At 56.4% G+C, this 14,276-nt stretch carries 15 protein-coding genes and 1 pseudogene; 10 read left to right on the plus strand and 6 right to left on the minus strand.

The window, feature by feature from the left end:
- Positions 1-11: 11 nt before the first annotated feature.
- Together CAP31_RS12880 and CAP31_RS12885 are read right to left on the minus strand one after the other, a co-directional pair.
- Positions 12-572, minus strand: coding sequence for a carbonate dehydratase (locus tag CAP31_RS12880; RefSeq protein ID WP_087447905.1), 561 nt, complete (start codon positions 570-572; stop codon positions 12-14).
- The gene (locus tag CAP31_RS12885) at positions 569-2,353 is read right to left on the minus strand and encodes a SulP family inorganic anion transporter (RefSeq protein ID WP_087448391.1); all 1,785 of its coding nucleotides are present in this window, start codon (positions 2,351-2,353) and stop codon (positions 569-571) included. The genes CAP31_RS12880 and CAP31_RS12885 overlap by 4 nt, the downstream gene beginning before the upstream one ends.
- 156 nt (positions 2,354-2,509) lie before the next feature.
- On the opposite strand from CAP31_RS12885, the gene CAP31_RS12890 reads away from it, so the two are divergent.
- The 4 genes from CAP31_RS12890 to CAP31_RS12905 all read left to right on the plus strand — a co-directional run bounded on the left by CAP31_RS12890 (position 2,510) and on the right by CAP31_RS12905 (position 6,944).
- Positions 2,510-3,841: an RsmB/NOP family class I SAM-dependent RNA methyltransferase gene (locus CAP31_RS12890; protein ID WP_087447906.1), complete on the plus strand. Its 1,332-nt coding sequence runs from the start codon at positions 2,510-2,512 to the stop codon at positions 3,839-3,841.
- Positions 3,831-4,382 (plus strand): phospholipase D family protein, encoded by a 552-nt coding sequence (locus CAP31_RS12895; RefSeq protein WP_087447907.1) that lies wholly within the window; start codon positions 3,831-3,833, stop codon positions 4,380-4,382. Before CAP31_RS12890 ends, CAP31_RS12895 begins: the two co-directional genes overlap by 11 nt.
- Positions 4,379-5,662: a mechanosensitive ion channel family protein gene (locus CAP31_RS12900; RefSeq protein ID WP_087447908.1), complete on the plus strand. Its 1,284-nt coding sequence runs from the start codon at positions 4,379-4,381 to the stop codon at positions 5,660-5,662. The genes CAP31_RS12895 and CAP31_RS12900 overlap by 4 nt, the downstream gene beginning before the upstream one ends.
- A gap of 109 nt (positions 5,663-5,771) precedes the next feature.
- Positions 5,772-6,944 (plus strand): fatty acid desaturase, encoded by a 1,173-nt coding sequence (locus CAP31_RS12905; protein WP_369802408.1) that lies wholly within the window; start codon positions 5,772-5,774, stop codon positions 6,942-6,944.
- 73 nt (positions 6,945-7,017) lie between these two features.
- Here the strand turns inward: CAP31_RS12905 and CAP31_RS12910 are convergent, their stop codons facing one another.
- Both CAP31_RS12910 and CAP31_RS12915 read right to left on the minus strand, forming a co-directional pair.
- Complete coding sequence (locus CAP31_RS12910) at positions 7,018-7,497, minus strand: WbuC family cupin fold metalloprotein (RefSeq protein WP_087447909.1); 480 nt, start codon at positions 7,495-7,497, stop codon at positions 7,018-7,020.
- 3 nt (positions 7,498-7,500) lie between these two features.
- Positions 7,501-7,809: a hypothetical protein gene (locus CAP31_RS12915; protein WP_223247283.1), complete on the minus strand. Its 309-nt coding sequence runs from the start codon at positions 7,807-7,809 to the stop codon at positions 7,501-7,503.
- A gap of 49 nt (positions 7,810-7,858) precedes the next feature.
- Here CAP31_RS12915 and CAP31_RS12920 point away from each other — a divergent pair, with 49 nt between their 5' ends.
- The 4 genes from CAP31_RS12920 to CAP31_RS12935 are packed head-to-tail and all read left to right on the plus strand — an operon-like array spanning position 7,859 to position 10,137.
- Positions 7,859-8,314, plus strand: coding sequence for an EVE domain-containing protein (locus tag CAP31_RS12920; protein ID WP_087447911.1), 456 nt, complete (start codon positions 7,859-7,861; stop codon positions 8,312-8,314).
- A gap of 26 nt (positions 8,315-8,340) precedes the next feature.
- Positions 8,341-8,991 carry a glutathione S-transferase gene (locus CAP31_RS12925; RefSeq protein WP_157662752.1) on the plus strand — a complete coding sequence of 217 codons (651 nt, stop codon included), beginning with the start codon at positions 8,341-8,343 and terminating at the stop codon, positions 8,989-8,991.
- A gap of 22 nt (positions 8,992-9,013) precedes the next feature.
- Entirely contained in the window at positions 9,014-9,343 is a 330-nt protein-coding gene (locus CAP31_RS12930; RefSeq protein ID WP_087447913.1) for a hypothetical protein, read from the plus strand.
- Positions 9,343-10,137, plus strand: a complete 795-nt coding sequence (locus tag CAP31_RS12935; protein ID WP_087447914.1) for a sulfite exporter TauE/SafE family protein — start codon at positions 9,343-9,345, stop codon at positions 10,135-10,137. Before CAP31_RS12930 ends, CAP31_RS12935 begins: the two co-directional genes overlap by 1 nt.
- Here the strand turns inward: CAP31_RS12935 and CAP31_RS12940 are convergent.
- Positions 10,129-11,187 carry an ABC transporter substrate-binding protein gene (locus tag CAP31_RS12940; RefSeq protein ID WP_157662753.1) on the minus strand — a complete coding sequence of 353 codons (1,059 nt, stop codon included), beginning with the start codon at positions 11,185-11,187 and terminating at the stop codon, positions 10,129-10,131. The two genes, CAP31_RS12935 and CAP31_RS12940, sit on opposite strands and share 9 nt — an antisense overlap.
- 192 nt (positions 11,188-11,379) lie before the next feature.
- Between CAP31_RS12940 and argJ the strand changes: the two genes are divergently transcribed.
- Both argJ and CAP31_RS12950 read left to right on the plus strand, forming a co-directional pair.
- Positions 11,380-12,606 (plus strand): bifunctional glutamate N-acetyltransferase/amino-acid acetyltransferase ArgJ, encoded by a 1,227-nt coding sequence (argJ, locus tag CAP31_RS12945; protein ID WP_087447916.1) that lies wholly within the window; start codon positions 11,380-11,382, stop codon positions 12,604-12,606.
- A pseudogene (locus CAP31_RS12950) lies at positions 12,587-13,458 on the plus strand (ATP-binding protein). Before argJ ends, CAP31_RS12950 begins: the two are co-directional and overlap by 20 nt.
- On the opposite strand, the gene CAP31_RS12955 reads toward CAP31_RS12950, so the two are convergent.
- On the minus strand, positions 13,455-14,234 hold the full coding sequence (locus CAP31_RS12955) for an MBL fold metallo-hydrolase (RefSeq protein WP_087447917.1): 780 nt from the start codon (positions 14,232-14,234) through the stop codon (positions 13,455-13,457). The pseudogene CAP31_RS12950 and the gene CAP31_RS12955 sit on opposite strands and share 4 nt — an antisense overlap.
- Between the last annotated feature and the right edge of the window lie 42 nt (positions 14,235-14,276).

The raw sequence follows: 14,276 nt of genomic DNA on the forward strand, positions 1-14,276 counted from the left end.
AGACTAGCAAATCAGAATTCGTTCTGCAACTTCTTGTAGCCTTTCACCAGATTGATATTGGTTTGTGCGACGTCTTCGGAAAAATCCTTTTCGCTGAAACCCACTTGCCTGATCAGCGTCAGATCGGAATCGGCATGAATATTGGTGGTTGACGGAATATGGAAGCCGTCAGGCAATTCCACGCCTTCAACCACTGAGTTATGCCGCACCACGCAGCGCTTGCCCACGACGCAGTTAAACAGCACGGAGTTGAAACCGATAAAGACGTCATCGCCCACTACGCACGGACCGTGCACGATGGAACGATGCGCGATAGAGGTATGCTCGCCAATCTGGACGCGTGCGCCGGATTTGGAATGAATGACGACGCCGTCCTGAATGTTGGAATTGGCACCGATCACTATCGGCTCCATCGAGCCGCTGTCGTCAACTTCATCAGCGCGGATAACGGCGTATGGGCCGATAAACACATTCTCGCCGATAAAGACCTTGCCGCAGATAATGGCAGTCGGATCCACAAAAGCCGATTCATGTATGACCGGCAAATCACCACTGGGATTTTTACGTATCATTTGCGAAGCTCACCATTAGGTAAAGAAATATTGCATGGCGCAAAAATGCGCGCCTGACACTTGCGACAAATTTCGCTGTCCAGCCTGGGATAAATCGTATCGATCGGATGCGTCTTGGCAGAGAACAGATTCTCCTCGCCGATATCCCGCATGTAATTGCCTTTAATCAGCAAATCCCGCACGCTGTTCTGCATCCTGTAAAAATACAGCCCGCCGCCAATTTTCTTGCGACGGCGCGCTTCCTGCACCAGCATTTCCGCGCCGGCGATATCGATGAAGTTCATCCCGCTCGATGCCAGCAACACATGTTTTTGGTCGGGGTTGGATTCGTCCACGTCCTGCAGCACCTGCTGCACGTGATTCACTGCGCCGAAGAATACCGAACCCTGCATGCGCAGTATCTTCATTTGCGGGCATTCAGGCTTATTTTCAGCAGGTACATAATGATAGCTGCCCGGCTCGCTATCCGGCACCACCGCGATCACGGCAGGGCGCGAGGTACGGTACAGGTACAGCATCAGGGACAGAATAATACCGAAGAAAATTCCCTTTTCCAAATCAATCAGCGTGCCGATCAGCGTCACCATCAGGATGGCCGTCTCCTGCCTGCTGGTGTGCAGGATCGAATGGATATGATGGAAGTCGATCAGGCCATATGCAACCAGGAATAATATCCCTGCCATCGCGGCCGTCGGCAAATAGGCTGCCAGCGAAGCCACCGCCATCAGGATCACCACCAGGAACACCGATGAATAGACGGCGGCCAAAGGTGTTTTCGCGCCGGCTGCGTAATTCACGCCGCTACGATTGAAGGAGCCGCTGGATGGATAGCTGGAGAAGAAACTGCCGAAAATATTGGACAAGCCCTGACCGATAAACTCCTGATTACCGTCGATACGCTGTTCGGATTTCACTGCAATGGCGCGGGAAATGGACACGGCCTCGGTCAACGCCAGCATGGTCACGATCAGTGCCGGGAACAGCACCTGCTGAATCGCCGACAGCGACAAGTCCGGATGAGTCAGCGGCGGCAAATGCGCCGCCAGCGCGCCTACGGTTTTAATCTGAGTCACGTCGGGTCCGCCTGCCATCTGATTGATGACGATAGCGACGACACTGCCGATCACCATCGCCAGAATCATGTACATCTTCGGCATCAGCTTCTTCAGCACTATCCCGGACACCAGCGTAACGGCTCCGACCGCAGTCACATACGGATTAATACTGCTGAATTGCGCGTAAACCTGATGCAGAATTTCGTAGAACGGCAAACCTCGCGGCATCTGCAACCCGAGGAAATGCTTGATCTGGCTGCCGGCGATCAGCACTGCCGCACCGGCGGTAAAACCGATCACCACGGTGTGCGAAATGAAATTGACCAGGGCGCCCATGCGCGCCAGACCCATGATCAGCTGGAACAGTCCGGCCAGGAAAGTCAGTGTCAGCACGAGACTGATGTAATGCGCCGAACCCGGTTCTGCGAAAGGGCTGACCGATGCGAATACGGCGATGGAGATCGCGGTCGTCGGCCCGGATACCAAATGCCACGACGAACCGAACATGGCACCCATGATTGCTGGTACCATAGCTGCGTACAAACCGTATTCCGGTGGCAGACCTGCAATCGTGGCGAATGCTACGCCTTGCGGCAATACGATCATGGCGCCGGTCAATCCCGCGATCAAATCGGCTTTGGTGGTGGTTTTATCAACCATTGGCCACCAGCGCAGGAACGGCAAGACCTTATATAACCAGAGAGGACAAGCGAGCGTATTTTTCAAGGCAACCTCGGATAGGATAAACACATAAAAATCGTACAATTATCGCTTATTTGAGTCATGACGGCAAACCAAAACTTACAAAACGCTTACGCCCATTTGGTTTAGCTTGCCGCATCGGCTAAACTTGACACTATATTTCATATTGCTTGCATAATCATGGCCCACACCCCACTTCCTTTAGAAACTGCCATCACCGCATTACGTACGGTACTGCCGCTGGAAGCACCCGCCGACGTCCTGCTCAGCCGCTTCTTCCGCGAGAACCCCGCATTGGGCGCGAAGGATCGCGCCTTTATTGCCGAGCTGGTATTCGGCGTATTGCGCAATCTGCGCTCCCTTGATACCGCCTGCGGCAAACCCACGCCACGCCTGCTGGCAATCGCCTGGCTGGCGCGGATTCAAGGCATGAATATGCGTCAGCTCGAGCCCTATCTGCGGGGACCCGAGCTCGACCAGGTGCCTGCCATCAAAGCCTTCGATCTGGCAGCTCAACCGCTGGCAGTGCAATGGGATGTACCCGACTGGCTAGCCGAACGGCTCGCGGCGACATTCGGCGAAGCCGATGCCACCCGCCTGACCGCCGCATTGCGCCGCCCTGCCCCGCTCGACCTGCGCGTCAACACCATACTCGCCAAACGCGACGAACTGCTGGCGACGCTCAATGCCGCAGGCATGACCGCAGAAGCCACCCCTTATTCGCCGGCAGGAATACGCCTGGCTGACAAGCCGGCGCTCAATAAATACAAGCCTTTTCTGGCAGGTCACTTTGAAGTGCAGGATGAAGGCAGCCAGCTACTGGGCTATCTGGTTGCACCCAAGCGCGGCGAAATGGTCGTCGATTTCTGCGCCGGCGCCGGCGGCAAGACCCTGTTGCTCGGCGCGCTCATGCACTCCACCGGGCGTCTGTATGCATTCGACGTCTCGGAAAAACGCCTTGCCAAGCTCAAGCCGCGCCTGAAACGCTCGGGGCTGTCCAACATCACGCCTCAGCTCATCACCAGTGAACACGACAGCCGCATCAAGCGCCTGACCGGCAAGATCGACCGCGTGCTGGTCGACGCGCCCTGCAGCGGTCTGGGCACCTTGCGCCGCAATCCTGATCTGAAGCTACGCCAAAATCCGGAAAGCGTGGCCGAACTCACAGTCAAGCAGGCCAGCATTCTGGCGGCAGCCGCCAAACTGGTGAAGCCGGGCGGCCGTCTGGTGTATGCCACATGCAGTCTGTTACCGGAAGAAAACGAAAATATCGTTACTGCCTTTCTTGCCGCCAATCCGCAGTTCCGCCTCAAAAATGCCGCCGAAGTGCTCAAAAACCAGCAGATCAATGTGCATACCGGCGAATATTTGCGTTTGAATCCGGCAGATCACGGTACGGACGGCTTCTTTGCTGCAGTAATGGAAAATGAAACAGCCGTGCCGGCCAAAGCCAGGAAAACGGCTGCTGCAAAAACCGATACCGCAGAGGCGGTGGCAGTCGATGCCGCGTAAATTTCTGTTTGCAGTCGGTGTGTTATGGGCTTGTCAGGCCGCCGCGCTGCAATCGGCGGCCGGCCCGCAACCGGCAACCGGCACCATTCAGGTCGCTTTCACCCCCGGCGACGATGCCGCGGGATTGATCATGCAGGCCATCAGGCATGCCAGACAGCAGATACTTGTACAGGCTTACAGCTTTACCCATATCGGCATTGCCGATGCGCTGATCCAGGCACATCAGCGCGGCATTGAAGTCAGGGTGATCGCCGACCCCCAGCAGGCTGAACGCATCCCGACCAGCCTGATCCGTCAGCTTGCCGCCGCCGGCATACAGGTACTCATGGACAGCGAACATGCCAGCGCACACAATAAAGTCATGATCATCGATGCCGACAGCCATCCCGTTGTCATTACCGGCAGCTATAATTTCACGCATGCAGCCCAATTCATCAATGCTGAAAATCTGCTCGTTTTACGCGACAATCCTGGCATTGCCAATGCGTACCGCAACAACTGGCAACGTCATCGCGAACATTCCATGCCGCTAATACCATGACCAAACCCGCGCCTTTTGAAAATCTCGTCGAGCATTTGCTCAACGAATCCCACCAGACCGAACTGATCTGGCAAATCAGCTTGCTGGTCATCTGCGCCTTGCTCGGCTGGGGTCTGATGCGTCTGCTGACTCTGTATTTTGCCCGCACGCATGCCGACTGGCGCATAGGTCAGGCGGCACTCAAACGTCTGGGGCTGCCGCTAATCGGACTGGCTCTGGTCGTCCTCGGTCGCAGCATATTGCAACAGTGGCATGAGGTGCATCTGCTCAACATCGTGGTGCCATTACTAGGCGCACTCGTGCTGGTACGCCTGCTGGTTTACATGTTGCGCTATGCGTTCAATAACAGCGAAGCCCTCAAAGTCTGGGAACGCTATATTGCATGGACGATCTGGCTGGGATTTGTGATGCATGTCACCGGGGTGCTGCCCCGCATCCAGTTCGCGCTCGATGCGGTAGCGTTCGAATCAGGCAGCCATCATTTTTCGCTGCTGCTCTTGATCAAGGCACTGACCGTCATCGTCATCGCCATCATCGCCGCGCTATGGCTGGCCCAGTTCGCCGAAGCGCGCCTGATGCGCATCACCAGCCTGGACCTCAGCCTGCGTCTGGCGCTGATTAAAACCGTACGCACCTTGCTGTTGATCGTCGGCGTACTGGTCGCGTTGCCCGCCGCGGGCATCGACGTGACCGTATTATCGGTGTTCGGCGGTGCTTTGGGCGTCGGCCTGGGTTTCGGTCTGCAAAAGGTGGCCAGCAATTATGTATCCGGTTTCATCATTCTGCTGGACCGCTCCATACGCCCGGGCGACATGGTTACAGTCGACAACCGCTACGGTGAAGTCAGCCAGCTCAACACCCGCTATACGCTGCTGCGCGCGCAGGACGGTACGGAAATCATTATCCCCAACGAAACGCTGATAACCTCCACTGTCGTCAACCACTCATTCACCAAGCGCGATGTGCGCCTAAGCCTGCCGGTGCAGGTCAGTTACGCCAGCGATCTGGAGCTGGCGTTCAACATCATGAAAACCGCAGCGCTGAATCATGATCGCGTGCTCAAAACGGATACCACCATGCCGCGCGTAATCATTACCGCCTTCGCCGATAACGGAATCAACCTCGAATTGATTGTATGGATAAGCGACCCGGAAGAAGGTCAGGCCAATCTGCGCTCCGATCTGTTTTTGAGCATCTGGCAAGCATTTAAAACCAGTGGTATTGAAATACCGTATCCGCGCCGCGATATACAGATACTCAATAACGAGAACAAATTATGACAATAGCTTGACTTCTGGTATATTATCGGACTATATTGAAATAACAGGATAAGATTGTCCTGAATAGCGCAACTTATCGGTAGCGCATTGCTTAAAAGGTAAAAATATTATGATGGACTTAATTGCGAACGGTATGATCGGTCATTTGCCCTGGTATGGCTATGTCCTCGTCGCCTTGGCATTCACCCATATCACCATTGCAGCGGTCACCATTTACTTGCACCGTCATCAGGCGCACCGCGCGCTCGAACTGCACGCGATCCCCAGCCACTTTTTCCGTTTCTGGTTATGGCTCACCACCGGCATGATCACCAAACAATGGGCGGCGATACACCGCAAACATCACGCCAAATGCGAAACACCCGAAGACCCGCATAGCCCGCAAGTGCTGGGCATCAAAAAGGTCTTCTTCGAAGGCGCAGAACTCTATCGCGCAGCCTGCAAAGTGCCTGAAACCATGGAAAAATACGGTTCCGGCACACCTGAAGACTGGCTGGAACACCATCTTTACACTCCGCATAGCGGCAAAGGTATTTATCTGATGATGGCGATCGACCTGATCTTGTTCGGCCCTATCGGCCTGACCATCTGGGCGGTACAAATGGCGTGGATACCTGTCACTGCAGCCGGCATCGTCAACGGTATCGGCCACTACTGGGGTTATCGCAATTTCACCTGCGAAGATGCCAGCACCAACATTTCACCCTGGGGCATCCTGATTGGCGGCGAAGAGCTGCACAACAACCATCATGCCTATGGCAGCTCAGCCAAACTTTCCAACAAATGGTATGAATTCGATATCGGCTGGCTCTACATCCGCAGCATGGAAATGGTTGGCCTGGCCAAAGTCAAGAAAGTCGCGCCTACCGCACGTTTCAAAGCCGCCAAACCGGTATGCGACCTGGATCTGCTGCAGGCTGTCATCACCCATCGCTATGATGTGCTGACCCGCTATGCACGCACTGTCAAGGCCACATGCAGCGCCGAGATGAGCAAGCTGCAGCACGATCACGGCATGGTAAAGAAACTCAAGCACTGGCTGCATCTGGATGCTGCCGATCTGGCTGATGCGGACAAGCTGCGACTGGCAGAAGTACTCAAGCAGAGTCAGCAGCTCAACACCATCTACACCATGCGTCAGGATCTGGCGGCATTATGGGCGCGCTCCAACGCATCGAAAGAGCAGCTGCTGAAGCAGTTGCAAGACTGGTGCCAACGCGCCGAGTCCAGCGGTATCGAATCACTGCAGACATTTTCACGCAAATTGCGCTGCTATGCCTGAGCATTAGGATCACCCAATAAAAAACCCGCGTAACAGCGAGTTTTTTATTGGGTGCAAACTGCGGGTCAGATTATCAGCCCTGACCCCACAACCGGTCACCTGCTTTGGCCTTGGCATACCAGCGATTCAATTCAACCCCTTGCTCGGCATCATCGGATGCATAGCCCGGCGCAAAATCCGCTGCATTAATTGGCGTGTAAGGGCCGCGCTTCACTTCGAAGATCACGCCGCCGGCGTCCAGCGACAGCACGCCATGCCACACCCCGGCTGGAGTTTCCTGCACAGAACACCCCTTGCCCAGCACTACACGCTCAGTGACGACACCGTCGCCATTGAACAGCAGCACGATGAAGCGACCGCGTAGCGCCGTCAGCAACTCCCAGGTATGGGCATGACGATGCGGACGAATGACGGTATCGGGCTCCATTGCGATCGCCAGGCGCTGAATAGGGTCGGTCAATTCGTCATGCAGATTCGCATTGGCGCGTAACCGTGGCGATGCTTTCGCCTGTGCGCTCAGGGTATCAAGCGCGGCCAAATCCAGTTGTTTCAAATTCTACTCCTCAATAACGTAAACTCTGGTCAGTAACGGCAATTCATGGCGACGCGCATTCGCTGCCAGGAAATCGCCGCGCAACATGTAATCACCGCGCGCCAGTGATTCGGCGTTAAGCTCGGCCATGCACTCCGAAGGCTCTTCCATCAATGCGGCAAACAGCACTTCCAGCTCGCGCGGCTCGATTTTAAGCCGGCCAAACGGATGCCGATTGTCGATTGCCTGCCAAAATAGACTTACATCCCAATTATGTGCCTGTATCGCAGGGTGCTGGAACCAGGTAACCAGTTTTTGTTCGAGCGCAGACATAATGTTTTCCAGTAAAATAAGCAGACACCCATTATACGACGAGAACTCGATGCGCTATTGGTTAATGAAATCCGAACCCTCGGATGTGAGCATAGACGACCTTGCGAATTTCCCGAACCAGACTGTCGCCTGGTATGGCATACGCAATTATCAGGCGCGGAATTTCATGCGCGACCAGATGCAGGTAGGCGATGCCGTGCTGTTCTACCATTCCAGCTGCGATCAGCCCGGCATCGCCGGACTGGCCCGCGTCAGCCGTCTGGCTTACCCGGACGAAACCCAGTTCGACACAGCCAGCAAATATTTCGACCCCAAAGCCACCCGCGAGACGCCGCGCTGGCTTAATGTCGACGTCCAGCTGGTGAGAAAAACCCGACTGATGCCGCTCAAGGAAATCCGCGAATATCCCGAACTGGCGCAGATGCGCATCCTGCAACGCGGCAATCGCTTGTCGATCACCCCGATCGATCCGCGCGAATACGAATTCATCGTCGGCAAGTTATGATCCGGCTCCATCACCGCTGGTCGTCGATGGCAGCACAACAGGTACGGCTGGCGCTGACTTGCAAGGGGATCGATTTTGACAGTATTGCGCTGGCACAGAACGATGACGACATCTGGTTCGGACTCGGTGTCGCCCGTGCCGATGTAGCACTGCAAATCCCCGGGCAGCCGATCCACTGCGATGCCATTGCCATTTTGCGCAATCTGGATAACTGGGTGGACGGCACGCCGATATTCAATGGCCTGGTAGATGATGCCGCATGGCAGGCCTTGCTGGCATGGCATGACAATGTGCAGCATCTGCGTGAGCGCCTGTATGCTCCGGTGCTGCCCGCATTCATCGATATCGGCAGCAATGAGAACGACATGGCGGCATACAAGAGCGACGTCCTGCATCGCTACGGCATGAGCGTGGAAGCGCTGTCCAACGACCGTTATGACGGCTTTAACCAGTTGGCCGCGCAGTCGCATCTGACTGAGCTTGGACGGCATCTTTCGAAGAACCGCTTTTACCTGAACAACACGCTCAGCGCGTGCGATATCCTCATCGCCTGCGATTTATTTCCGTTACAATTACTCGATGGGGTGACCATGCCACTCGATCTGATGTACTACATCCAGCGTGTCGAGACCGCGTGCGGCACCAGTTTGCGCACAGGGCTCATCACGCAGCACTGAACATAATCCTTAAGGAATCAACATGACATTTATCGAACTGCTCGGCTATGTAGGCGCTCACTGCAAATACGACATCATGGATGGCGACATCGCCACCACGCTGACGCTCGCGCTGGACGGCAAACATAAAAATCCGGTGGTGGGCAACATCATTGCCCAGATGTACAAGAACAGCGCCATCAGCAGCCCCGATGCCGAAATCGATCGCGCGCAGGCGATCAACACGCTGGGGCCGATACGCCTGTTTTACATGAAGGATGACGCGCCGGTGGAAGGATTCCGTCTGGTAGAGGACATCGTCCACAAGATCGATGGCGCGTTTAACGATGAAGCCATGCGCCTGAAAGATTGATGACCTATTTGCCGTATTACCTCACGCTGGGCCTGCTCTCCGGTTTTGTCGCAGGTCTGCTGGGCGTAGGCGGCGGCCTGATTCTGGTACCGATACTGGTATGGCTGTTCACGACGCAAGGATTCAGCCCGGCGCATAACATGCTACTTGCCCTCGGCACCTCGCTCGCCGTCATCAGCTTCACCGCTATTTCCAGCGTACGCGCCCATCATGCCCACGGCGCGGTCAACTGGGTTATGGTGCGCCGTGTCGCGCCGGGGATACTTGGCGGCACATTCCTCGGCGCATGGCTGGCAAGCCGCTTGCCCGGCCAGTTCTTGCACTATTTCTTTGTCGCATTCCTGTTTTATGCAGCGACGCAAATGCTGCTCAATTTCAAACCGGCACCCCATCGCGAACTGCCCGGCAGTATCGGGCTAAGCATGGTCGGCAGCGTTATCGGTCTGATCTCCAGCTGGGTAGGCATAGGCGGCGGCACGCTCTCCGTGCCGTTCATGCTGTGGTGCAACAACAAACTGCACCAGGCCATCGCTACGTCGGCAGCGATCGGTTTCCCCATTGCCATTGCCGGTACGCTGGGCTATATAGTCGCGGGCTGGAACACGGCATCACTGCCAGCCTACAGCGCAGGCTATGTCTATCTGCCCGCGCTCGCCGCCATCGCCAGCAGCAGCATACTTACCGCACCGCTGGGCGCACGTCTTGCCCATCGGCTGCCGGTTGCCATACTCAAGCGCATCTTCGCCGTGCTGCTGTATGCGCTAGGCATCAAAATGGCGATGGGTTTAATGTAACAAGCCGCCACGCGAACTGATCGCTGTAATATCGACGTAGCTCGAAAACCGGTGATCGGGCCCTGCGTTCACATAGAAACCGCCCAGATCCAGGTTATGCAGACCATTCAGCACCTGATTGATCTGCTTCGGCGTATCGGCACGCTCCAGCGTCTTCACCAGCAGCTTGGCCGCCAGATAGCCTTCCATGGTCAAATGCGAAGGTGCCTCATCGCGATACTTTTTCATCAGCTTATCTAGTTCGCGCACAGCCGCCACAGAGAAATTGGCAGGGTGAGGGACAACCTGGGTAATCACCACACCGCTCGCTGCAGCTTTGCCGGCGACTTCCATCAGGGTTTGATGATTGATCAGCGACAACCCGAGCAACAGGGCACCGGGCGACAGCGGATGATAGGTTTTCACAAATTCCGCCGCCGGCAGCGTTTCCATGATCATCAGGGTCGCCTGCGCGCCGCTGCTTCTGATCTTTTGTATCGCCAGCGTCATGTCAGCCGTACTGTTTTCGCGCATCGCCTGCTCTGCCACCAGCTGTAACGGCTTGCCTTTCAATTCGGATTTTACTGCCTGTAACGCAGCATGCCCGTAAGCATTCGGACTGTAAACCACAGCCAGCCTGCTCATGCCCACAGCCTGCACATATTTGAGCACGGCCTGCGTTTCCTCGATATAACTGGGGCGCAGAAAATAGATGTTGCCGGTATGCGCCAATGTGACCCCGGAAAAAGGTGCGACCAGCGGTATATCCGACTGGATAAACCGCCTGTCTTCGGCCGTGGCTTCGATGACGCCTTCACCATAATAGCCAAACAGCACATCAACCCGATCCTTGCCGAGAAAATCCTGGGTGATTTGGCGGGATTGAGCCACCGACCCCTGATTGTCGCGCACCTCCAGCTTGATTTTTCGGCCGCGGATGCCGCCATTACTGTTGATGTAATCGAAATACACGCGGGCACCTGCCAGAAAATCCTTGCCCAGATCCCCGTTCATCCCGGTCAAATCGATCGATTCACCGACCCGGATATCGGCAGCCCAACCGGGTTGCATGCAACCTAGCGTCAAACCGAACGCGCATACCGCGCCCAGTTTCCGTAACAAATTCCTGGGTATCCACATAAAACCATTTCCTGAAACAAAAGAGCCATCAGTTTATTGCAACTTTGTTACGTTTCCATGAAGGCGTTGAACATTCGTCAATTCAGGTTAAAATCTGGTTTTGTACATCACTGAGCGCGCACCATGCCTGTAAACTTAGCCTCTCCCCTTGCTGAAAAACTGTTACCGATTGCCGGCGTCACTATCGGCACCGCCTCTGCTGGAATCAAGAAAGCCGGCCGTCGGGACGTGACCCTGATGCTGCTGGCGGCGGGTAGCCGGGTAGCCGGCGTGTTCACCCAGAACCGGTTTTGTGCTGCGCCGGTGATCGTCGCCAAAAAACATTTGAGCAAAACTGCGCCGCGCGCCCTCATCATCAACACCGGCAATGCCAATGCCGGCACCGGTGAAGACGGTCTGGCACGCACCCGCCAGGTTTGCGATGCGGTTGCCGAATTGCTGCCGTGCCGCGAACCCGAAGTGCTGCCGTTCTCTACCGGCGTCATCATGGAGCCGCTGCCTGCCGACAAGATCATTGCCGCGATTCCGGCCACGATTGCGGACTGCCGCGCCGACAACTGGTTTGCCGCCGCCCATGCGATCATGACCACGGACATCGTCGCCAAGGCCACTTCGCGCCAGGTCGAAATAGCCGGCAAGACCATCAGTGTCACCGGCATTGCCAAGGGCTCGGGCATGATTCATCCCAACATGGCGACCCTGCTCGGTTACGTCGCCACCGATGCCACGATCAGCCAGGACGCGTTGCAAAGCATGGTGAAACACGCCGCCGACCTCAGCTTCAACTGCATCACGGTGGATGGCGACACTTCGACCAACGATTCCTTCATGCTCATCGCCACCGGACAGGCCGGCAATACCGAGATCGGTGATACCGCCAGCGCAGAATACGCCACACTCGCCGCCGCCGTTACCGATGTATCGCGGGAACTCGCACAGGCCATCGTACGCGACGGCGAAGGCGCCACCAAATTCATGCAAATCCAGGTAGAAGGCGGTATAGACCGTGACGAATGCCGCAAGATCGGCTACGCCATCGCACATTCGCCACTGGTGAAAACCGCGTTCTTCGCCTCCGACCCCAATCTCGGGCGCATCCTCGCCGCGATTGGGTATGCCGGAGTCGATGACTTGAACGTCGATACCCTGCAGCTCTATCTCGACGACGTGCTGGTCGCCGAGAACGGCGGCCGCGCCGCCAGCTATCAGGAAGCCGACGGCCAGCGCGTCATGCAGCAAGCCGAGATTACCGTACGCGTGGTACTCAATCGCGGTACTGCCAGCGCGACCTTGTGGACTTGCGACTTCTCTTACGATTACGTGAAAATCAATGCCGAATACCGCAGCTGATCTCATCCCCCTGCTCACCCGCGCCGAAGCAGTACTGGCGCGACTGGAGGCCTGGTTGCCGCCGGCACCGCCGGCACCCGACTGGAAAACCGCCATCGCACTGCGCTGGCGCCGCCGCGGCGAACAGGGCTGGATAGAAGCCATCCATTCGCCGCAGGCGGTGGATCTGGCGCGGCTCACCGGCATAGACCAGCAAAAGCAGCGCATCAGCCAGAACACCGCGCAATTCGTCAGCGGCAAACCGGCGAATAACGTCCTGCTTACCGGCGCCCGCGGCACCGGCAAATCGTCACTGGTCAAAGCCATGCTGCCGCTGTATGCCGAGCAAGGCTTGCGCATCATCGAAGTGGACAAGACGCATCTGGTGGATCTGGCCGACATCACACTGCAGCTGACCAACCGCCCGGAGCGTTTTATTGTATTTTGCGACGACCTGTCCTTCGAAGCGGAAGAGGCCGGCTACAAGGCGCTCAAAGCCGCCTTGGACGGCACGCTGGCCGCTGCGCCGGAAAACGTGCTGATTTACGCCACCTCCAACCGCCGCCACCTCATGCCCGAATACATGAGCGACAACGAGAAAACGCAGCATCGCGGCGGAGAAGTGCATCCCAACGAAGCGGTGGAAGAAAAGATCTCGCTGTCCGAGCGTTTCGGATTATGGCTGTCGTTCTATCCGTTCGATCAGGATACCTACCTCGCCGGTGTCGCGCAGTGGCTGGATGCGTTCGGCGTCGATATCAGCGCCCCGAGCAATATCGTCGCGAAGCCCTGCAATGGGCACTGGCGCGCGGCACGCGTTCAGGCCGCACCGCATGGCAGTTCGCCCGCGATTACGCGGGGCAGCATGGCTAGACAGGCATCACATAATTTTCCTGGGTGAAGCGGTCTATCCCGCAGTCCAATGTCTCGATCCAGTCCAGAAACGCGCCGACTGCCGGCTTGCCCTGAAACCAGCGGCCATGCTGCGGCACGATGGCGTGCACATCCATCTGCCGCACCATGTTGACCCAGTAGCGGCAGATCTTGCCGGATACCATGTAGCGCTGATGAAATCCCTGCATATGCGGAATATGCGCGCGAAATTCGGCTGGGGTGACGATCGGCTCGGGCACTGCCTCGTGCGGCACGATCGATGCGCCCATGTCGCCGCTGAACAGAATCCGCGCCCGCGGGTCGTAGAACTGGAAATTGCCTTCCGCATGCAGGAAATGCGCGGGCACCGCAACGATCTCGTCCTTGCCCAGCGGGATACGCATGCCTTTATCCGGTATGCCGACGATGCGGCCGGAAGTCTTGTCGCCGGTGCAGAAATGCGGCACGAACCGCGACCAGAGGCTCGATACGTACAAATCCGCGTCGGTGGACATCATCCATTTGTTGAGCGAGCCGACGATATCCGGATCCTGATGCGATGCCAGCAGGTATTTGAGCCGCTTGTACGGGAAATATTGCCCCATGCCGACGATCAGCCCGTTATAGGTCATATTGCCGGAAGGATCGATCAGCGCCCCTTCGCCATTGGATACAATTAGGAATTGATTTGCCTGCACTGCTGCGGCATTATCATCAACCAGGTCGCTGAACATCATGCACACATGTTCGCCATCGTTATAGAGTTCTATGGACATCGGCTACCTTCGCTATAAATGGATATCAATATCATCATTATG

The organism is Sulfuriferula sp. AH1 (genome assembly GCF_002162035.1).
Lineage (GTDB): Bacteria > Pseudomonadota > Gammaproteobacteria > Burkholderiales > Sulfuriferulaceae > Sulfuriferula.